The organism is Corynebacterium axilliensis (assembly GCF_046097495.1).
Taxonomy (GTDB): domain Bacteria; phylum Actinomycetota; class Actinomycetes; order Mycobacteriales; family Mycobacteriaceae; genus Corynebacterium.
In genome coordinates, this window is the sequence record NZ_CP175768.1 from 274,369 (window position 1) to 294,731 (window position 20,363).

The following is a 20,363-nucleotide window of genomic DNA, read 5'->3' on the forward strand; positions in this document are numbered from 1 at the left end:
CTCGCCGCCAGGGCGGACATCAAAACACCGCCGGTACAGCAAGCTAAAAGAGCTGAGCTGTACCGGCGGTGTTGGTGTAAGTAGTGCCTAGCTAGTCGGGCGGACCTTCTGGCTGCATGCGGCCCACCGTGGTGCGTGGCGCAGGGCCGACTTGAAGGAGGCGCGTTCGCGGTAGCGAGTGAAGCCGTAGGAAGAGGTGCTCCAGCCGCCGTCGGTTCGGCTCGACGGCTTGCGGCTATGGTCGCTGGCGGCTTCCATCTCTCTCCTTCATGGTGGCAGTGGCCAGGGCGCCATGTTTAGGTATTCCTAACGCCCGTACTGATGAGAGAATGTTAAATAACAATTCGGTCTCCGTCAATCCGTGCCTTACTACTCTTGCCATTCGGGGGTAATTTATTGTTGTCACTGTCCACAATTATGAGCTGTGGAAAGCCCTCTATGCAGTTAGTTTATGAAGACATCTCAGCTGACGGGGGTAATTTCACGATGGGTGGAACGGATATCCTAGGGGTCTGATGAACCTGAAAATTCTTATTGCATTTCGATTAAACACGGATAATTCGTTTGCAAAAGATGGAGGGCGGAGCGTCGATGCGGGTGCTACATGGGGCACTGCTTGGCGACGACGCGGTGGCCGCCCACCATGCTTAAGCGACGGTCCGCCCAGCGGCATAGAGCTGCTTGGGCATATCTCGGCGCAGGCTCCACTCAAATTGGATCGGCTTCTCTCCGCGGTGCGAGACGTAGTCGACACTTCCCAAGAAGGTATAGGCAGCTGCCGTATCCACCTTGTTCTTCTTGGTAAAACGAGTGGCGATGATGATATTTCCTCCCAATTCGTGGTGGTGGATATAGCGCTTCGCCATCGCAGATTTGAGCGACGTGGTCGACTGAGATTCCCAGTGCAAGCGGTCCGGAGAGAGGGGATAGTCCCGGTAATTTGTCGTAGCGCTGACGTTGTCGTCCTTGTGAAAGGTCACCAGGAACAGGTCAGTGTTTGAGGCGTCGAAGCGCTTGACCCCCTCGCGGGGAAGGTGGGCGAGGGAGTTTAGTGGTCCGTCGTCCAGCGCGCCTACTAGCTCGGCCAAGCTGTAGTCCGCGTGGGTTTCCAAGATGCTTGTCGACGAAGGTTGGGGAATCACACGGGAGCGGTCCACGCTAAGCCGCATTACCTGGTTGAGCTCAGCAGAAAACGCCGGGTATCGCCGTAGAATTGCCAGGGCTTCGTCCAGCGTGGAAGGAATAGTTGTGTTGGAATTCGCCCACACGGCGAGCACGAGCATGGTGGCATATCGCTTCATCTCCGGGGACATGTCGCGCTCTACCGGACCGTCCGGTGCGATGAGCTGTCTGTATGCGTTCATACGTGCAGCGTCGTTTACGTGGAGCAGGACTCGGATTCGGCTGAGCAGGAAAGCTTCCATCTCTACGGCGGAGCCTTCAGGTGCTAGGTTTACGTCGCGGAGGAGAGTTGTCCACGTGATTCCTTTGCGCCGGTAGATGTCCTCGACAGGTACTCCCGATCGATCAACGAATGCCGCGAGATCAGTAGTGTTCTGCTCCGAAACAAGTGCGCGAATCTTCTTTACGGAAGTGCGGGCAAGTCGACGGACGTTTGCGAGCACACGTTCCGTGGTGGCGCGGTCGAGCGTGATATTTGATCCGGGTGGGGCAGAGGGGAAGCCTCCCTCTATCTCTTCGACAAACCGCTTGCCGCGCGCTGGGGTAAGGGCCTTGAAGCGTTCCTCAAAGTTGAACTCCTCATGCTGCAGCCCGAGGAAGTCGAAGACTGTGCAGGCGTCTTTGCCGTGGTGCAGGCGCAGTCCGCGGCCGAGCTGCTGGACGAAGAGCACCGGGCTTTGCGTCGGGCGCAGCAGGAGAAGAGTGTTAACGGCGGGGATATCAACGCCCTCGTTGAAAATATCGACGGAGAAGATGACCTTCACTTCGCCGCTTTCTAGTTGGGCGATGGAATCCCGGCGCTCCTGCAGGCTTTGCTTCGAGCTCACGGCGAGGGACGGGATGCCGAAGTTCGAGAACTGCTCAGCCATGTATTCGGCGTGGTCAATGGATACGCAGAAGCCCAGGGCTTTCATCTGGTTGAGGTCGACAATGCGCCGATTGAGCTCGTTAATGATGAACCGGGTCCGCTTCTCGCCCGCTTTGATGTAGAGCTCATTCAGCTCTGAAGTCTTGTAGCCCTTCTTGCCGCGAACCCAGGTCAGACTGGTGAGATCTGTGTTGTCGTCTACTCCGTAGTAGTGCAGCGGCGTTAGGAGCTGGAGGCGCAATGCATCCCAGAGACGCAGCTCGTGCGCTACGCGGTAGTCGAAATATTTCTGAATGTTCTCGCCGTCGCCTCGCTCGGGGGTAGCGGTCAATCCGAGGAGCTCTCGCGGGTGCAGGTAGTCCAGGAGCGCGCGATACGTCGCGGCTTCTGCGTGGTGGAATTCGTCGATAACGACAACCTCAAAATGGTCGGCAGCCAGGCGGTTGAGCCGCTTCCCGCTCAGGGATTGGACGCTGGCGAAAACGTGATCCCACTGGCGGGGCTCGTCGCCGCTGACGAGAAGCTCACCGAAGTCTGAGGCTTGAAGCACTTCTCGGTAGGTGCGCTGCGCCTGCAGCAGTATCTCGCGGCGGTGGGCTACGAAAAGCAGACGTGGGCGGCGCCCGTATTCTTCGCACAACCGGCGATAGTCGAGTGCTGCCACAACGGTCTTGCCCGTACCTGTTGCTGCGATGAGCAAATTCTTGTGCCGATCGTGGACCTCTCGCTCCGAGCGCACTGCCTCCAGCATTTCTTCCTGGTAGGGGTAGGGCTCGACGCGGAGACCAGAGAGCTCGAGTGCTTCTGACTTCTTTCCGCCCAAGTGTCGGGCACTGCGGAGTGCATCATCGAGGCGCTCGAAGTCGTCCTTGGGGTCAAAGGGCTTGAAGTGGTTGTCGTACCAGTAGCTATCGAAGGTCTTGGTGAACTTCTCGATGATTTCCGGAGTCGAGGTGCGGGTGCCGCGGACGTTCCACTCCCAGCCGTCGACAAGCGCGGAGCGAGACAAATTTGAGCTACCGATGAAGGCGGTGTCGAAGCCGGACGTGCGGCGGAAGAGCCACGCTTTGGCGTGCAGGCGGGTGGATTTGTGTTCGTAGCAGATTCGCACCTCGGCGTTGTAGTCTTCCACCAGCCTTTGCACTGCGGCAGCCTCCGTGGCGCCGCAATACGTCGAGGTGATGACACGCAGTGGAATCTGGTGATCTCGCAGATACTCCAGCTCGTTGCTAATGACGGAGATGCCCGAGCCCTTGATGAATGCGCACAGCAGGTCCACCGAGTCTGCCGTGCGGATTTCGCGGGCAATTTCCACCGACATGTTCGTGTCCCCGACGCTATTGGTAAACAGCGCAGACTTGTTGAGCGATACCTCCGGAAGCTCTGGGGGCTGTGCCAGCTCTGAGTTGTACATGGCATAGAGCAGCTGTTCTGCAGTTATGGTCTCGTCGGCTCCGAGGTGCTGGGCCAGGTTGTTGATGAGGGCGACCCGGTCCTCGGGGTTGCGAATCTCGGTGAGGCGGTCTTCCAAAACACGCGCGAAGTGCTGCGAGACTGCGGCGGCAAAGCGGGGGCTGACTGATGCGGTTGCAGGTTCCGTGATGGCAGATGCAGCAGTGGGCACAGCTTTGATTGTTTCGGCAAGGCGTTCATGGACGCGCGCGGTTACCGGGGTTTCGTAAATGCCAAAGGGAAGGACGGAATCGGAAGTCATAGGTGAGAAGAGATGAGTTGGACAGCGGGCACGTCTGCCGGGGCCCACTCCAGTTCCAGGGCCTCGGCAGCGGTGACCCACCTCGTTGCGTCGTGGTCGGTGAGTAAGAGCTCTCCGGAGACGATGGTGCAGTAATAGGTGGAGAGCTCGATGGTGCCGAACTCATACTCATGCACGGTCGTGGTGACGGGATCTCCCACAGTGGCGGTCAGGGATAGCTCTTCGGCGAGTTCGCGGGCAAGTGCCTGCTGCGGGGTTTCGCCGGGCTCAATCTTTCCGCCGGGAAATTCCCATGTGCCAGCCAGCGGCTTTCCGGGGGCCTTGCGGCACGCTAGGAAGCGGTTGCCGTCGACAAAGACGGCGGCGACGACTCGTATGGGGGAGCTCATGGGAACAGTATGCCGGCTGGGGCCGGCCAGAGCGAGACAATTTATGCAGTGGCGCCTGAAAAGTGCGCAGTCACAATATCGTCGATAAGCCGCGCGGCCAGCTTGGCGGTGCGGGCGTCGAGGTCGAAGGTGGGGTTGAGCTCCACGACGTCGACAAGCGCGAGGCGTCCCGTGGAGGCGATGGTGAGCGCGAGCTCGCGGATGATGGCGGCCGGAACGCCCTGGCCGGCGGGCAACGCTGCCAGGCCCGCTGCCGCGCCGGGGCGGCCGTGGTTGCGCGCCACGCCCTCGTTGGATGCAAAGCCCAGCAGTGCAATGCCCGGGGCCGCATCCGGAGTGGCAGTGTCTAGCGGCTTGATCGTGCTGTGCCAGCGCGCGTGCTCACTGCCAGGGCCGTCGGAGCGCCCGGTCCACTCGGGGCGGAAATTCTGGAGGAACTTTTAGGAGCCGGCGGCCCCTGCCTCGGAGGCGGTGGCGCGGCTGCGGCGGCCGGTGAGGTAGAAGATGCCCGTCATGATGAGGATGAAGGCAACGCCCACCGCCAGTGCCGGACGATACTGTGCCTGCCATGCCATGATGCCAAAAGTAAAGGCGATGAAGGCGATGGCGAAGTATTGGCCCCACGGCCAGAACGGGACCGTGTAGGTGAGCTCGGCTTGCTCCCGGGTGGGCATCTTCCGGCGGGAGGCCAGGTGCGCGAGCAAAATCATCAGCCACACGTAGATGGTGGCGAAGGTGGCCAGGGAGGCGATGACCTCAAAGACGTTGTCCGGGATGAGCGCGTTGAGGGCGGTGCCAATGATGAGGACGATGAGGAGGATGACCATGGTCATGACCGGCACGCCGCGCGTCTTCTTCGCCATGACCTGCGGGGCGAGGTTCTGGCGAGCCAGCCCGGTGAGCACGTTGCCCGCACCGAAGAGGTCGGCGTTGATGGCAGAGACCGCGGCGGTGATGACCACGACGTTGAGGGCGGCCGCCGCCCAGGACACGCCCAGGGTGGAGAAGATTTGGACGAAGGGGCTTTCCGCACCCGTGATGCTGCGCCACGGATTGATCATGAGGATGACCAGGATGGCCAGCACGTAAAACAGGAGGATGCGCACCGGGATGGTGTTGACGGCCTTGGGCACGGACTTCTCTGGGTCTTCGGCCTCTGCGCTCGCCACGCCCACGATTTCGGTGCCGCCGAAAGCGAAGAGGACCAAGATGAAGGACGCCACCATGCCGGAGGGGCCATTGGGGAAGAATCCGCCGTCGTTGACCAGATTGGCCGGCCCGGTGGTCTCCGCGGTGGAGAGGCCGAAGACTAAGACGGCCACGCCGCCGAGGATCATCGCCACCACCGCGCCGACCTTGACGATGGTAAAGGCGAACTCCAGCTCGCCGAAGGCCTTGACGGTGGCCAGGTTGGCGCCGCCGACCAGCAGGAGGGTGGCCGCGACCCAGACCCATTGCGGCGAGCCGGGGAACCAGAACTGCATGTAGACGCCGATGGCGGTGAGGTCCGCCAGTGCCACAATGACCATCTCGAAGGCAAACATCCAGCCGGTGATGTAGCCCGCCCAGGGGCCGAGGAAGGTGCGGGCGTATTCGGCGAAGGAGCCGGTGACCGGGTGATGCACGGACATCTCACCCAGCGCGCGCAGGAGGAAGTACACCACCGCGCCGCCGAGGAAGTAGACCAGCAGTACTGAGGGGCCGGCGGCCTGGATGGCGCTGGCGGAGCCGTAGAACAGGCCGGTGCCGATGGCGGAGCCGAGCGCGATGAAGTGCAAGTGGCGATGTTTCAGGCCGCTTCGCTGAGGCGTGGATTCTGGCACTAGTCCTCCTTAGGCAGCTGGGTGCATGCTGGGCGGCATGGCGCGACAAAGGTCATGTGATGCTACTTTCCTCCTTGTTAAGCGCAGGGTCAATTTATTAGCTAAAGCGTGTGTGACCGGGTGCGTGTGGGGCGTTCGGAGTGGTCAGAGTAAAGGGACCGTACGAGTAGCACCCTATGAACGAAACCGCATGTTTCGGCCTGGGGTTTTGCAATTATGGGGTGATAAATGGTTCCTTTGCTCTCTCCGTGCCTGCCCGGTGTCCTCCCCAGGTGCAGAAAGTGCAGTCCTGTGCGGGGGGAATAGCTAATCTCACTGCAGTGCCGTACTCTGGTTTGGGCAATGAGCATTACCGATAACGCCACCGGCGGCGTGAACGAGCCGGAAGAATTCAATAAGTCGGAATCTCAGGAAAACTCGCAAGGTGGCGAGGCGCAGGACGCCTCGCAGGTGAACAACCAGGACACCGGGGCTGCGAATAACCCTGAGGACACCGGCGCTGAAGATACTTCAGCCACTGACAATTCCCAGGGTTTTGCACACCTCGGCCTGCCTGATGATGTTCAGGCCGCCGTCTCCAAGGTGGGCTTCACCCAGCCATCCCCAATCCAGGCAGAGACCATCCCGATCCTCATGGAGGGTCGCGACGTCGTCGGCCTGGCCCAGACCGGTACGGGTAAGACCGCGGCCTTCGCGCTGCCGGTGCTGTCCCAGATCGATACCGATGCCCGCCACCCGCAGGCACTCGTCCTCGCGCCCACGCGGGAGCTGGCCCTCCAGGTCGCGGACTCCTTCCAGTCCTTCGCCGACCACCTGGGCCGCATCGAGGTCCTGCCCATCTACGGCGGTCAGGCCTACGGCATCCAGCTCTCTGGCCTGCGCCGCGGCGCGCAGGTCATCGTGGGTACCCCGGGCCGCGTCATCGACCACCTGGAGAAGGGCTCGCTGGACATCTCGCAGCTGCGCTTCCTCGTCCTCGATGAGGCGGACGAGATGCTCAACATGGGCTTCCAGGAAGACGTCGAGCGCATCCTGGAGGACACCCCGGAGGACAAGCAGGTGGCACTTTTCTCCGCCACCATGCCGAACTCCATCCGCCGCCTGTCCAAGCAGTACCTCAACAACCCGGCGGAGATCACGGTCAAGTCGGAGCGCCGCACCAATGACAACATCACGCAGCGCTTCCTTCTGACCCCGCACCGCCACAAGATGGACGCGTTTACCCGCATCCTTGAGGTCATCGACTACGACGCCATCATTGTCTTCTGCCGCACCAAGCACGAGACCGAAGAGGTGGCGGACAACCTCAAGGACGCCGGGTACAACGCCGCCGCCATCAACGGCGATATTGCGCAGCAGCAGCGCGAGCGCACCGTGGACCAGCTCAAGGACGGCCGCCTGGACATCCTGGTGGCCACCGACGTGGCTGCCCGCGGTCTCGACGTCGAGCGCATCACTCACGTGGTCAACTACGACATCCCGAACGACACCGAGTCCTACGTGCACCGTATCGGCCGCACCGGCCGCGCGGGCCGCAGCGGTGAGGCGATCCTCTTCGTTACCCCGCGCGAGCGCCGCATGCTCCGCTCCATCGAGCGCGTCACCAACGCTCGCTTGGAAGAGATGGAGCTGCCTACTGCCGACGAAGTCAATGCGAAGCGCAAGGAGAAGTTCTTCGCCTCCATCGGCGCCTCCCAGCAGGATAAGCAGTTCGACTTCTTCCGCGACATGGTGCGCGAGTACTCCGCAGCGGAAAACGTGGCGATGGATGACATCGCCGCCGCTTTGGCCGTGCAGCTGCAGGGCGGACAGGACTTCCTGCTCAAGGAGCGCCCGGTCAGCAAGAAGGATCGCCGCGAGCGCGACCGCTTCGACCGCGACGGCCGTGGCCGCGACCGCGACCGTGGTGGGCGAGGACGCGACCGTGACCGCGGTCCGCGCCGCCCGGATGGGGACTTTGAGACCTACCGCTTGGACGTGGGCAAGCGCCAGGGCGTGCGCCCGGGTGCCATCGTGGGCGCACTGGCCAACGAGGGCGGTCTGATCTCCAAGGACTTCGGCCGCATCACGATTGCCGTGGGCCACACCTTGGTGGACCTGCCGAAGAACCTGGACCCGGCTGTGCTGGACCGCCTGAAGGATACCCGCATCTCCGGCCAGCTCATCAAGATCCAGAAGGACACCGGCCGCCCGCCGCGCCGCAACTTTGACAACGATCGGGATGGCCGCGGTGGCCGCGACCGGGGTGGCCGCGGTGGCCGTGGTGGCTACCGGGACCGTGACCGCGGCGGACGCGACAGGGACCGTGGCGGACGCCGCGGCGGCTGGCGCGACTAGTCTCCCCAGAACGCCAAAACCTCCCGAGCTCTACCCTTCCCCCTCACTCAGATAAACACTCTGCGTGGGGATGGGGGAGAGGAGCTCGGGAGGTTTTGCTCTGTGCGCGTTATGCGCGGAGCGTACTAGACATACATCAGGATGGCGCAGATAACCCACAGCAGGTTGAAGACGCCGGAGAACATGGCGATCTTCTTGCGCAGCTTCGTGATGTCAGCGCCAGCGCCCGGGGTGGCGATGGCGGCCATGGCCTTGTTCTGCTTCGGGATGACCACGACGAGCAGGATGACCCAGGCAACAACCGCCAGCAGCAGGGCGATGTGGAACTGGATCTCGGACTTGTAGGCGGAGAGATCCGTTAGGAAGATGGCCAGACCAATGACCGGCACGATGACAGAGATGTAACCGTAGGTCGAGGTGATCTTGTTGAGGATGCTCGCAGCACCGGCGGCACCGGCATCGCCCGCCGCGGCCTTTTCCAGCTGGCCCGGGAAGGCGGAGGTTGCAACGCACACCGTGCCGATGAGCAGGATGGCGGCGATAACGTGGAGGAAAATGAGAAGTGAGGTCATGACGTAAATGTGTACCTTTCTTTGTGAAGGGTTTCCCGTGCGAAAGTCTATCGGCGCTGAACAATGAAATCGAATCGACACTGGTGGCGCATTGCCTGGTAGTCCCGAGCCGGGAGAGGAAGCTGATACTTCCGGGCCACGGCGGCCAGCCGCAGTGCGTAGTCGCAGCGCCCGGCGGGCGGAAGCCAGTCCGCCGGGAGCAGGTCGGACTTTGCTTGATTGAGCGCGCGGTCCGTTGCCACGAGGTTGAGCGGGTCGTTGGCAAAGGCCAGCTTTTTCTCTCGGGGCCAGGCAGCGGCGCCCAAGTCCCACGCGGCGGCCAGGGGGAAGACGTGGTCCACCTCCACGCGCGCGGGGGCGGGGCTGCGGGCGTAGGGGTCGTACAGTAAGCCGTTGACAAGCTGCGCGTCCTTGACCTTCTCCCGGGTGCCCGGCGCCCAGCCGCCGAAGTCCTCGCGCACGTAGCCCGGCTGCGGGATGCGGGCCGGGACGGTGGCTACGCCGAGGTCCGGTCCGGGGACTAAGTGGTAGGCCGCGTAGAGCAGCGTTGCAGTGATAAGGAGACAGAGATAGGCGCGATAGGCCGGGCGAGGGCTCATGCCCCATTAGACTGCCAGGCAGCGCTAGAGGTTCCCGTGGGGCTGGCAGCAGGGGGCGCCAGGAACGGCGAAACCCCGCCGAGAGCAAAAGCTGCTGCAGCGGGGGCTCGCGAAAGAGGAGGGAGGGGGGAGAGGCTACTTCTGGACCTTCTCCGCGGCCTCCTCGAAGTCGAGGTTCTTGTTCTCCTCCACCAGCTTGGCCAAGCGGGAGGCCTCCTCGAACTCCTGGGTCACCTTCGCGTCCGGAGCCTTGGTGGCAAGAGAGACGGCGACGGTCACGACGAGGGAGGAGATGAAGCCCGGAACTAGCTCGTAGAGGGAGTCACCCAGCGGGCTCATGCCCCAAGCAATGGCCACGATGGCGCCGACAGCCATGCCGAAGATAGCCCCGGTGGAGTTGAGGCGCTTCCAGTACAGGGACAGCAGGACCAGCGGGCCGAATGCGGAACCGAAGCCGGCCCACGCGAAGCCGACTAAGCCCAGGATGGAATCCGACGGGTTGATCGCGAGCACTGCGGCGATGACGGCGATGGCCACAACAGCAGTACGGGAGAGATTGATCAGTACGTCTTGGCTCGGCTTCTTCTTAGCGAAGATGAGGAAGAGATCCTCAATCAAGGAGGTGGAGACCACCAGCATCTGAGACGACATGGTGGACATGATGGCCGCCAGAACGGCGGTGAGAACCAGGCCGGCGAACAGCGGGTGGAACATGACCTGTGCCATGTCCAGGAAGATGGTCTCGTAGTTCTCCTGGTCCGTGATGGCGTGGTTGGTCTCCGTGAAGAAGACCGTGCCGGACAAGGCCACGAAGATGGCGCCGATGAGGGAGATGCCCATCCAGCTCACGCCGTAGAAGCGGCCCGCGCGGGCGTCGGAAGGCTTGCGCAGCGCCATGAAGCGCACGATGATGTGCGGCTGGCCAAAGTAGCCCAGGCCCCAGGCCAGGTTGCCGATGATCACGGCGGCGGACACGCCGGAGAACAAGGAGAAGTAATCCGGGTTCTCAATAACACCGTCGGTGGCGTACGGGTTGTTGGCCGCGAAGCTGAAGATGTCACCCGGGTTGTCCAGAGAGAACAGCACCATAATCGGCACGATGATGAGAGAGGCGAACATGAGCAGGCCCTGGACGGTGTCGGTGTACGACACCGCCAGGAAGCCGCCCACGAAGGTGTAGAACACCGTCACGGCTGCCACGACGAGCATGCCGACCAGGTAGTCGCCACCGAAGGTGGACTCGAAGTAGCGGCCGCCGGCGACCATGCCGGAGGAGACGTAGAAGGTGAAGAAGAAAATGATGATGGCCGCAGCGATGATGCGCAGCAGGCGCGACTTATCGTGCAGACGGTTTTCGAAGAAGGACGGCACGGTAATGGAGTTGCCGGCGATTTCAGAGTAGGAGCGCAGGCGCGGGGCGACCCACTTCCAGTTGGCCCAAGCGCCAATGAGTAGGCCGATGGCCATCCAGAGCTCCGACATGCCGGTCAGGAAGAGGGCGCCCGGCAGGCCCATGAGCAGCCAGCCGGACATGTCTGATGCGCCGGCGGACAGTGCGGCCACGAACGGGTGGAGCCCGCGGCCGGCGAGCACGTAGTCGTCGTATTCATCCGTCTGCTTGTAGCTCCAGAAGCCGATGCCGGCCATGACAAGCAGGTAGATGATCATTGCAACGACATACCAAGTCTGTTCTTGCACTGATCTCTCCTTGAGATTGAGATTGAGAGTAGGACGTACTCAACGTAACGAGGGGGTTCGGCCAACCCAACCGAGAAATTGGTTCCGTGACCAGTATCTGGTTACCTTCGTCACAGCCTATTGCATCGTCTTACTGGTGTTACGCCTTTGTGTAACGAAAATGTAACGATTGCGTATTTGTGCTGGATTGGGGAACTTTCTCTCGCCAGTGCCCCCGAATGGTAGGCTGCTAGACTGGCTCCTATGGCTTCTTACCTGCTGCACGGCCTTTGGCTGCCCGTCTCGGGCCTGAGTCTGTGGATCGAACAGGTTGAAGGACACAAGATCGTCATGCCCTCCAACGTCCCAGACGGCACTTTCCCCGACATCGTGGATTCCCTGTTGGAGAAAAAGTCCTTCCGCAACCGTGCGCGTGTCTCGCTGCGCACGCCCAAAGGCAAGGACGTATCCCTCATGGTGCCCATGGCCATGTTCGCCCCGGATGAAGCGGTGGCCACCCTGGCCAAGCTGGAGTACCTGGACACTGATAGCCAGGCGGCCACCGCGGAGCAGCGCGCGAGCATCGCCCCGGATCTCAAGTGGCTCATCCGTGTCTACCGCGGACTCTACCGTTTCGTCCGCGCGGGACGCGTGACCATCCGCCTGTCCTACCAGGCCGGGGAGTGGTACCCCATGTGGCAGCTGGCTTCCGGTCTGGGCGAGCGCAGCTGGCTGGCGGAGATGGTGGCCGCCGCCCCCGGCATCCTCACCATCAACAACCGGGCCTTGTCCGATGACATTGCAGATGAGCTCACGCACTGGATCGCGTACACGCAGTTGCAGCCGCAGATCGACGCCCCGCGGGCCGCACCCTGGCACGACTTTGCCCAGGCGCTGCTCAAGACCACCCCGGTCAAGAAGGGGCGCGCGCAGCTGCTGCGCGGGCTCAACGAGTGGAAAGACTCGATTACCTCGGTGGACCTGCAGTTGGTGTTCATCGTGGAGGAGCCGGGCCGCAATGAAGACCCGGAGGAGTCCATCTGGCCCATCCGCGTGCGCGTGCGCTCGGGCACCGATGCGCCCCAGACTGTCCGGCAAGATCAGCTGGACCGCGGCAGCGTGGAGAAGCTGCGGGATGCCCGTCGCCATGCCTTCGACGTGGCGCCGCGCCTGAAATACAACGCGGCCCCGCCGGACCGTGGGGCGGGGGACTGGGACGTCTTCCTCACTACAGATCAGCTGGTCGAGTTCATCTCGAAAGACGCGGCGGCGCTGCGCAAGGCTGGGTTTACCGTCCTGCTACCCAAGGCGTGGTCCCGCATGGAGACCAAGGCCAAGCTGGAAACGCGTGAGGCCCACGATCCCGCTGAGGCCGCCACGAAGGCGCATATGGGCATGGATCAGCTCGTCGAGTACGACTGGAAGCTGTCTGTGGGAGACACGCAGCTGACCGACGCCGAAATGCAGGAGCTCATCAACTCCAAGTCCGGCTTGATTCGCCTGCGCGGCGAGTGGGTCATGGCGGATACCCAGGCGCTGGGCAAGATCTCGGCGTACATGCGGGAGCTCGCGGATACCGCCCGCCGCCGCGCGCTCAAGGAGCTGGAGAAGCTCGCGGCGGCTGCGGAGATGGCGCGTCAGCTGGAGCAGCCCGGCTGGCAGGAGTTGGTCAAGGACGTTGAGCGCCGCCGCAAGGAGTTCAACGAGGAGGCCGAGGACGCGCCGGTGTCCCTGGCGAACCTGCGCGAGATGGCGCTGAAATCCATGGCGGATCAGCCGGTGGAGTTCACCGGCTCTAAGTGGCATACCTCGCTGCTGGGTGGGCTGGATACCACCGCGCCGGAGCGCGTGGAGATTCCCGCTACGGTCCATGCAGAGCTGCGGGACTACCAGCGCCGCGGCGTGGACTGGCTGTACTGGATGTCACGGAACAACGTTGGAGCCGTGCTTGCCGACGATATGGGGTTGGGCAAAACGCTTCAGCTGCTTTCCCTGCTCGCCGTGGAGAAGGCGGCATGGGAGGCGTCGGAAAGCGATGCAGAATGGCACCCCACGCTGGTGGTGGCACCTACCTCCGTCGTGGGCAACTGGGCGCGGGAGGCCGCGCGCTTCGTGCCGGACTTTAAGGTCTTGGTCCAGCACGGCACGGGCCGCCTCAAAGGTAAGGAATTGGCGGAAGCCGCCCAAGCCGCGGACATCGTCATCACCTCCTACGGCACCGTGGGCCGGGACTTCCTCACCTTGGGCACAGTGGAGTGGGATCGCGTGGTTCTGGATGAAGCCCAGGCCATCAAGAACGCCGCGACGCGCTCCTCCAAGGCGGTGCGCTCCATTCCCTCGCGCCACCGTGTGGCGCTGACCGGTACCCCGATTGAGAACCGCCTGTCGGAGATGCGTTCCATCCTGGACTACTGCAACCCCGGAATCCTGGGCTCGGCCTCTTTCTTCCGCAACCACTTTGCCAAGGCCATCGAGCGCGAAAACAGCGACGTGATGGCGGAGCGGCTGCGCCTGCTTACCGCGCCGTTCATCCTGCGCCGCTTGAAGACCGACCCCAGCATCATCGACGACCTGCCGGAGAAGTCCGAGCAGATCATCACCGTGCGCATGACCACGGAGCAGGCCGCGCTGTACAAGGCCCTGGTCAATGACGTCGAAGCCGCCCTCCAGAAGCGCGAGGGCATGTCCCGCCGCGGCCTGGTGCTGGCCTCGCTGACCCGCATCAAGCAGATCTGTAACCACCCGGCGCACTTCTTGGGCGATGGCAGTGCGGTCACTATCAAGGGCAAGCACCGCTCCGGCAAGGTCGAGGAGCTCATGCGGATTTTGGACCAGGCCATCGAGTCCCGCGAGCGGGTTCTCATCTTTACCCAGTACAAGGCCTTCGGAGACATTCTGCAGCCCTACCTGGAGGACCAGTTTGGCTGCGAGATTCCCTTCCTGCACGGCGGGGTGAGCAAGAACAAGCGCGATAAGATGGTGGAGGAATTCCAGACCCCGGACGGGCCGCCGGCGATGGTGCTTTCCCTTAAAGCGGGCGGCACGGGCCTGAACCTCACGGCGGCGTCAATTGTCGTGCACATGGACCGCTGGTGGAACCCGGCGGTAGAGAACCAGGCCACGGACCGCGCCTTCCGCATTGGTCAACAGCGCAATGTCCAAGTGTACAAGATGATCACCGCCGGCACGCTGGAGGAATCCATCCAGGATATCCTCGACGGCAAGACGCAGCTGGCCGGCGCCGTGGTGGGCGAGGGCGAAGGCTGGCTCACGGAGCTCAGCCCGGAGCAGCTGGCGGATCTGATGAGCTATAGGGGACAGGAGAGGTAAATGGCACCGCAGGATTCGGGCGAGAATAACGTCATCTACGCCAATTTTGGCACCCGCAAGCGCGTCAGCACGCCGGAGGAGGTCAACCGCGTCGACCGCGTGCGCACCATGCAGCCGGCGGCCACCCGCGTGGTCAACTTTGTCAACCAGCACGCGGATTCCGGACGCATCTCCCGCGGGCGCCAGTACGCCGCCGGCGGGCACGTGGTGGGCCTCGATGTGCGCAACGGCGCCGTGCACGGCAAGGTGGCCGGCTCCCAGAACGAGCCTTTTGCGGTGCTCATCCAGGTTCCTTACCGCAACAACGACGACATCGGGCGGCTGTCGGAGATGTTTGCGCGCACCGCCAACTCCGTGGCGCGGGCCCGGGAGGGCCTGCTTGACGACGGCGCCCTGGACATCCTCTTTGCGGAATTCCCCGATGATCTGCGCTTCTCCTGCACCTGCCCGGATCCGGAGTACGTGTGCAAGCACGTCGTGGCCGTGGCGGACCGCCTAGCCGCGCGCATGGATGCGGACCCGTCCGTCATCTTCGCCCTGCGCGGGCTGGACTTCGCCCGGTTGGAGCAATCCGTGATGGCACAGGCCAAGTCGGCCTCGGAGGATTCTTTCACAGCTAATGAGCTCTCCGCGGAGGAGCGCAACGCCCTGTTTTGGCAGGGGCGCGAACTCCCGCCGTTGCCCGAGCCCAAGTACGCGCCCGCCGTGGATGACTCGGACCCGGAGCTGCTGCGCAAGGCCATGCGCTCCGTCAGCCATACGAACATAGATTTGCTTCGGGCGGTCTCCGATGTCGACGACCTTTACTATCATCTGACGCATTAAGAGATTCCCCGCCCCGCCGTCGCACCTGAGGAGCACATAGTGGCAAAAGTAAAGTTCATCCATACCTCCGACTTTCAGCTGGGCATGACCCGGTGGTTCCTCAGCCCGGAAGCGCAATCCCGCTTTGACGATGACCGCCTGGAGGCCGTCCAACGGTTAGGGGAGTTGGCGCAGGAGACCGGCGCGGAATTCATCGTCGTGGCGGGAGACGTGTTCGAGCACAACGCCCTGAGCCGCTCCACGCTCCTGCGCGCCAAGGAGGTGTTCAAGCATCTGCCCGTGCCCCTCTACCTCCTGCCCGGCAACCACGATCCGCTGGTGGCGGATTCCATCTTCTTCAACTCCTTTGCGGACAACGTCCACGTGATCGAAAACAGCGATCCCATCGAGGTCCGCCCGGGCGTGGAGATCGTCGGCGCGCCCTACCTATCCAAGCGCGCGAACTACGACCTGGTGCGCCGCGCGTTGGAGCCCTTAGCACCGCAGGACCGCTCCGCTGGCGCGGTGGCCCGCATCGCGGTGGGCCACGGGCAGGTGCTTTCCCGGGCGGGTGAGGGGGACGAATCTGATGCCGACACCATCGACCTTGCCTTTGTAGAGGACTGCATTGACCGGGGAGTCATTGACTACCTGGCCCTGGGGGATACACATTCCACGGAGTCACTGAGCCGAACGGGGCGGGTGTGGTTCTCCGGCAGCCCGGAGACTACGGCTTTCGACGACCGCGAGCGGGACTCCGGCAACGCCTTGGTGGTGACCATTACAGATGGCACGCCGGAGGTAGAACGCCGGGCGGTGGGACGCTGGGAATTCCGCGCCATCGATGCGGACGTGAACTCCTTGGAGGAGGTGCAGGGCTTCCTGGACCAGCTGGAGGAGCTACCGAACAAGAGTCGCACCGCTGTGAAGTATAGCCTGCGCGGCACGGTGGGTCTTAACGCTCAGGCCCGCTTGGAGCAGGGCCTGGCAGATTTGGAAGAAGTCTTCGCCTCTCTGCGGCCGCGAGAGAGGACGATGGACCTGCACCTGGCGCCCTCCGAGGAAGAGCTGGGAGGTCTCGAGCTCAGCGGCTACGCCGCCGACGCGCTGGGGGAGCTGGTGGAGGAGCTGGATAACCCCACGGCGCGTGATGCCGCCAACCTGCTATTCCGCCTGACCGCGAAGGGAGCCTAAATAATGATGAAGCTGCATTCTGTTGAGCTGAGAAACGTCCGCGGCGTCGAGCACCTGTTGCTGGAGGACCTCCCGGAGACCGGCGTGGTGGTCATCGAGGGCGAGAATGAGGCCGGCAAGTCCACGGTGGTGGAGGCCATTGACATCGTTCTCACGGAGAAGCACTCCGCGAAGTCGAAAAAGATCAAGGCGCTGAAGCCAGTGGGGCGGGACGAGTCCCCGGAAATCACCGTGGAGGCCACAGTGGGCCCGCACCGCTTCCGAATTCACAAGCGGTGGCTGGGCAAGAAGGCCTCCGAGCTGCACGTGTTCACCCCACGCCAGGGCCAATGGACCGGCGCGGAGGCGGACAACGAGCTCGCCCGCATCCTGAATGAGCACATGGACCGCGCGTTGGTTGGCGCACTCTTTGTCCGCCAGGAAGACGGTAACGAAGGCATTGCGGCCGTCGGTATCCCCTCGCTCACTGCCGCCTTGGAGAAAGAATCCGGGGCTGAAGCGGTGGCGGAGGACTCCGAGCTGCTTAGCCGCATCGAGGCTGAATACACCACCTACTACACCGCCAAGAAGGAGCGGCCGGCGGGCGAGTATAAGGCGGCCATCGAAGCACGGGACCAGGCCGAAGAGCGGCACCGAGAGGCGCTCGCCGCGGTGCGCGAGCTCGACGGCGTGGTCGAAAGCTACGAAGCCGCCGAGCAGGCGCAGGCCGAGGCACAGGCGCAGCTCCCGGCCGCGGTAGAGGACTGCGAGAAGCGCAATGCCGAGCTGGCCCAGGCACGCGCAGCGCAGGAGAAGGTGACGGCGCAGGAAGCGGCTGTTGCGCGCGCGGCGGAGGCTGTCGATCGCGCCCAGGCAGAAGCCGCGCGCCGCGCGGGGCTCATCGCCGAACACACCGCTGCGGCGCAGGCGGCGGAGCGCGCCGCTGCCACGGTGACGGAGGCCGCGCAGCGCGCGGAGGCAGACGCTACGGAACGCAGGAAGCTGGAAGAGCAGCGGGCAAAGGCGCAGGCCTCCTACGCGGCCGTCCGCGCGGAGCTGCAGCGAGCCCGCCGTGCCCAGCAGCGCGCCGAGTACACGGCACTGGGCACGCGCCTGGAAGCGCTCAGCGAGCTGGAGGAGGCGCTGCGACAACGCCGCCGCGAGCTTGCTGTGGCTCCGGCCGTGAAGAACCTGCCCCAGCTGGAGGAGGCAGAGCGTGAAGTCACTATTCAGCAGCGCCTGCGCGCGGCCGCGGCAGCTAAACTGCACGTGTCCGGCACCGGGGTTATGAGCGTCGACGGTGATGAGCGCGAGCTGGGGAGCGAAGAAGAAGCCATCGAGCTGCGTGATGGAACCACGCTGCAGATCGGAACCGTGACCGCGCGCTACGCGGCAGCCGCCGGGGACTCCGGCGACGACGGGGTGGAGCGCACCCGCGCGGAGTTGACGCGCTTGCTCGAGGACGCCGGCTGCGAAGACGTGGATGCCGCGCGCGCCGCGCAGGAGAAGCATGCCGAACTCGCCGCGGCTGCCACCAACGCCGAGCGCGAGCTCGCCGCAGCTTTAGGTGGCGACGACATAGGGGAGCTGCGCGCGCAGTACGAGGCCTTCGCCACGGACGATGCGGACGATGCGGACCATGCGGAGTCAGACTCTGCCTCTGCGATTGAGCTGGAGACCGCGCAGGAGGACACCCCGCGCCAGGTCGCTGAGGTAGAGCGCGAAGAAGAAGAGCTGCGCCGGCGGCTAGATGAGCTGGACCGCGCCCTCGCCCCATATCGCGAAGACAAGGCCGGTCGCGCGCTGGATGTTGCCACTGTGCGCGCCGAGGAAGCGAAGTCTCAGCTGGAGCGGAAGTCGCAGGAGCTGGACGCTGCCCGCGAGAAGCGCGCGGATGCGGATATGGACAGCGCCGTGGCTGCCGCTGAGGCCGAGCACGCCAAGGAGAAGGCAGCGTTGAAGGAGCTATCCGGCGTGGACCTCGAGACTGCGGAGTCGCTGGCTCAGGGTGCTAAGGCCCACCTGGAATCGTTGAAGCAGGCGGAGCGCGACGCAGAAAGAGAACAGCTTTTGTTGAAGGGACAGATCACCCAGCACGAAGGCGCGGCCGAAGCACTGGAGAAGGCAGCGGCCGACCTCACCGTGGCGACGGAACGTCACGCTGCTGTCGAGCGCCGCGCACACGCCGCCCGGTACCTGCGCGCACTCATGCTCCGACACCGCGATACCGCCCGTCAGCGCTACGCTGCGCCCTTTGTCAATGCGCTTAACGCGCTGGCGCGCCCCGTCTTCGGCGGCGACGTGGACTTCCAGTTGTCCGAGGAGCTACAAGTGGAAACCCGCAGCCACGACGGGCAGACGATTGACTTCGGCGACCTGTCTGGCGGTGCCAAGGAGCAGCTGGGAATTCTGACCCGCTTCGCCATTGCGCAGCTCGTCGCTGGTGGAGGGGCACCGGTGGTCATCGATGACGCGCTGGGCTCCACCGACGCCACGCGTCTGCAACTTATGTCCACACTTTTCGACCGGGTGGGAAGGCAAGCGCAAGTCATCGTGTTCACGTGCATGCCAGGCCGCTTCTCCCGAGTGCCGGGCCGCACGGAGCTAAGTATGAAGAAGCTGAAGTCAGTGTAGGACCCACAGTGTAGGGTAATTGCCATGACAGCGGACATTCGATGGCTCAATGAAGAAGAACAGGACCTCTGGCGCCACCTGCTTGCCTCCATTCGCAAGATCAACCGGGGCATGGAAGAGACGCTCTTGGCCTGCGGCGAGATTTCTATCTCGGAGTATTCCGTACTGGTGTCGTTGTCGGAAGCGCCGAATAAGACCCTGCGCCTGCGCGAGCTGTGCTCGGAACTGGACTGGGACCGCTCGCGGGCCTCTCACCAGATCACCCGCATGGAAAAGCGCGGCCTGGTGCGCAAGGAGCGCTGCTCGGGCGACGCCCGCGGCGTCGAGGTGGTGCTGACGGACACTGGCATGGAGCGCCTCGAAGCATCCGTTCCGGAGCACGTGGAGTCGGTCCGCCGCATGGTCTTCGACCACCTTGATCCCGCCGATGCACCGGCTCTCAAGAGGTTCTGCCAAGGCGTGCTCGAGGAGAACAACCTCCCTGGCTACTCCGGCTTCGTGCCGGATGAGCGCCTGGGCGGAAAGAACTCCTAAGCAGCGCACACACCAACTCACCTGGAGGTGACCCCACGCCATGATGGGACAAGAATTATTCGAGCACCCGGAGCGTCAATACACGCAGTACCGCGTCACCGCGCTGCGAGAGCTCAGTGAACAGGTCGGCCGTGTCGAAGACGTCGAGGAGCTCAGCGACGAGCAAGCCGAGGCGATGGAACAGGTACTAGAGCAGCACCCGGAGGGCGCGCTGACCTTCGACGAGGCCTCGCAGCTGTGGATCATCGGCGCCGAGGACGACATCAACCGCATGTTCCAGGACCGCGAAGACTTCATCGAGGCTCTGGAGAACGACGAGGACCCCGGAGTCTAGACTGCGGTCCTAGTCACAGGGGGTGTCAAACTTCTGAAGGATTGACCCGAAAAATGGGCAGCAAACTTCGGACTAGTCTGCATAACCTGCTAACATACAGTGTGTTAAAGGGCGAGCACCCCTCTCGCTATTGGTCAGGGGAGCTAAGTGAAAGGACAAAACATGATCGACGAGCGCGATTTGGCTCAGGAGCAGCGCGAAGCTGCCGCACGTGACAAGGCTGACGGCTGGGTGTCCGTCTTCGTTCAGTGGATCCCCTCCATGCTTCTGGCCCTGGTTATGCTGCTCGCCATGTTCCTGGGCATGTACTACATCGAGCACGGCACGCTCGATATCACCCAGCAGATTGTGAACCCGTTCATCACCCAGTAAGAACGGTACGCGGCCCGTCGT

At 63.3% G+C, this 20,363-nt stretch carries 16 protein-coding genes; 8 read left to right on the forward strand and 8 right to left on the reverse strand.

All coding sequences use genetic code 11. The annotated features are described in order from the left end of the window. Positions 1–87: 87 nt before the first annotated feature. The 5 genes from ACKFR8_RS01380 to ACKFR8_RS01400 form a co-directional block, all read right to left on the reverse strand. A complete protein-coding gene (locus ACKFR8_RS01380) occupies positions 88–258 on the reverse strand; it encodes a hypothetical protein (RefSeq protein ID WP_408930382.1) in 171 nt (56 codons plus the stop codon). A gap of 389 nt (positions 259–647) precedes the next feature. Next, entirely contained in the window at positions 648–3,764 is a 3,117-nt protein-coding gene (locus tag ACKFR8_RS01385) for a DUF3427 domain-containing protein (protein WP_408930383.1), read from the reverse strand. Further along, entirely contained in the window at positions 3,761–4,153 is a 393-nt protein-coding gene (locus tag ACKFR8_RS01390) for a (deoxy)nucleoside triphosphate pyrophosphohydrolase (RefSeq protein WP_408930384.1), read from the reverse strand. The genes ACKFR8_RS01385 and ACKFR8_RS01390 overlap by 4 nt, the downstream gene beginning before the upstream one ends. Before the next feature lie 41 nt (positions 4,154–4,194). Beyond that, positions 4,195–4,437, reverse strand: a complete 243-nt coding sequence (locus tag ACKFR8_RS01395; protein ID WP_408930385.1) for an arginase family protein — start codon at positions 4,435–4,437, stop codon at positions 4,195–4,197. Between the two features lie 156 nt (positions 4,438–4,593). Further along, complete coding sequence (locus ACKFR8_RS01400) at positions 4,594–5,976, reverse strand: amino acid permease (RefSeq protein WP_408930386.1); 1,383 nt, start codon at positions 5,974–5,976, stop codon at positions 4,594–4,596. A gap of 342 nt (positions 5,977–6,318) precedes the next feature. Between ACKFR8_RS01400 and ACKFR8_RS01405 the strand changes: the two genes are divergently transcribed. Continuing rightward, positions 6,319–8,313 carry a DEAD/DEAH box helicase gene (locus ACKFR8_RS01405; protein WP_408930387.1) on the forward strand — a complete coding sequence of 665 codons (1,995 nt, stop codon included), beginning with the start codon at positions 6,319–6,321 and terminating at the stop codon, positions 8,311–8,313. A 125-nt stretch (positions 8,314–8,438) separates the two neighbouring features. Here the strand turns inward: ACKFR8_RS01405 and ACKFR8_RS01410 are convergent, their stop codons facing one another. From ACKFR8_RS01410 to putP, 3 genes are all read right to left on the reverse strand, one after another. Further along, positions 8,439–8,885 carry a DUF2269 domain-containing protein gene (locus tag ACKFR8_RS01410; protein ID WP_296132907.1) on the reverse strand — a complete coding sequence of 149 codons (447 nt, stop codon included), beginning with the start codon at positions 8,883–8,885 and terminating at the stop codon, positions 8,439–8,441. Positions 8,886–8,932: 47 nt separating this feature from the next. Next, positions 8,933–9,484, reverse strand: a complete 552-nt coding sequence (locus ACKFR8_RS01415; RefSeq protein WP_306507512.1) for a GmrSD restriction endonuclease domain-containing protein — start codon at positions 9,482–9,484, stop codon at positions 8,933–8,935. A 135-nt stretch (positions 9,485–9,619) separates the two neighbouring features. Then, a complete protein-coding gene (gene putP / locus ACKFR8_RS01420) occupies positions 9,620–11,182 on the reverse strand; it encodes a sodium/proline symporter PutP (protein ID WP_306507513.1) in 1,563 nt (520 codons plus the stop codon). 243 nt (positions 11,183–11,425) lie between these two features. Between putP and ACKFR8_RS01425 the strand changes: the two genes are divergently transcribed. The 7 genes from ACKFR8_RS01425 (at position 11,426) to ACKFR8_RS01455 (ending at position 20,342) form a co-directional block, all read left to right on the forward strand. After that, the gene (locus tag ACKFR8_RS01425) at positions 11,426–14,491 is read left to right on the forward strand and encodes a DEAD/DEAH box helicase (RefSeq protein ID WP_408930388.1); all 3,066 of its coding nucleotides are present in this window, start codon (positions 11,426–11,428) and stop codon (positions 14,489–14,491) included. After that, on the forward strand, positions 14,492–15,316 hold the full coding sequence (locus tag ACKFR8_RS01430; protein WP_408930389.1) for an SWIM zinc finger family protein: 825 nt from the start codon (positions 14,492–14,494) through the stop codon (positions 15,314–15,316). It begins immediately after the preceding gene. A gap of 39 nt (positions 15,317–15,355) precedes the next feature. Next, positions 15,356–16,489, forward strand: coding sequence for a metallophosphoesterase family protein (locus tag ACKFR8_RS01435; protein ID WP_408930390.1), 1,134 nt, complete (start codon positions 15,356–15,358; stop codon positions 16,487–16,489). 3 nt (positions 16,490–16,492) lie between these two features. Beyond that, positions 16,493–19,102, forward strand: coding sequence for an AAA family ATPase (locus ACKFR8_RS01440; protein ID WP_408930391.1), 2,610 nt, complete (start codon positions 16,493–16,495; stop codon positions 19,100–19,102). A 24-nt stretch (positions 19,103–19,126) separates the two neighbouring features. Next, on the forward strand, positions 19,127–19,636 hold the full coding sequence (locus ACKFR8_RS01445; protein WP_408930392.1) for a MarR family winged helix-turn-helix transcriptional regulator: 510 nt from the start codon (positions 19,127–19,129) through the stop codon (positions 19,634–19,636). Positions 19,637–19,676: 40 nt separating this feature from the next. After that, positions 19,677–19,970: a molecular chaperone GrpE gene (locus ACKFR8_RS01450; RefSeq protein WP_408930393.1), complete on the forward strand. Its 294-nt coding sequence runs from the start codon at positions 19,677–19,679 to the stop codon at positions 19,968–19,970. Positions 19,971–20,132: 162 nt separating this feature from the next. Then, entirely contained in the window at positions 20,133–20,342 is a 210-nt protein-coding gene (locus ACKFR8_RS01455; RefSeq protein WP_296132898.1) for a hypothetical protein, read from the forward strand. Positions 20,343–20,363: the final 21 nt, after the last annotated feature.

Coding starts and splice junctions, on each gene's coding strand:
- ACKFR8_RS01380 (WP_408930382.1), bottom strand. CDS start 258: ATGGAAGCCGCCAGCGACCATAGCCGCAAGCCGTCGAGCCGAACCGAC.
- ACKFR8_RS01385 (WP_408930383.1), bottom strand. CDS start 3,764: ATGACTTCCGATTCCGTCCTTCCCTTTGGCATTTACGAAACCCCGGTA.
- ACKFR8_RS01390 (WP_408930384.1), bottom strand. CDS start 4,153: ATGAGCTCCCCCATACGAGTCGTCGCCGCCGTCTTTGTCGACGGCAAC.
- ACKFR8_RS01405 (WP_408930387.1), top strand. CDS start 6,319: ATGAGCATTACCGATAACGCCACCGGCGGCGTGAACGAGCCGGAAGAA.
- ACKFR8_RS01410 (WP_296132907.1), bottom strand. CDS start 8,885: ATGACCTCACTTCTCATTTTCCTCCACGTTATCGCCGCCATCCTGCTC.
- ACKFR8_RS01415 (WP_306507512.1), bottom strand. CDS start 9,484: ATGAGCCCTCGCCCGGCCTATCGCGCCTATCTCTGTCTCCTTATCACT.
- ACKFR8_RS01425 (WP_408930388.1), top strand. CDS start 11,426: ATGGCTTCTTACCTGCTGCACGGCCTTTGGCTGCCCGTCTCGGGCCTG.
- ACKFR8_RS01430 (WP_408930389.1), top strand. CDS start 14,492: ATGGCACCGCAGGATTCGGGCGAGAATAACGTCATCTACGCCAATTTT.
- ACKFR8_RS01440 (WP_408930391.1), top strand. CDS start 16,493: ATGATGAAGCTGCATTCTGTTGAGCTGAGAAACGTCCGCGGCGTCGAG.
- ACKFR8_RS01445 (WP_408930392.1), top strand. CDS start 19,127: ATGACAGCGGACATTCGATGGCTCAATGAAGAAGAACAGGACCTCTGG.
- ACKFR8_RS01450 (WP_408930393.1), top strand. CDS start 19,677: ATGATGGGACAAGAATTATTCGAGCACCCGGAGCGTCAATACACGCAG.
- ACKFR8_RS01455 (WP_296132898.1), top strand. CDS start 20,133: ATGATCGACGAGCGCGATTTGGCTCAGGAGCAGCGCGAAGCTGCCGCA.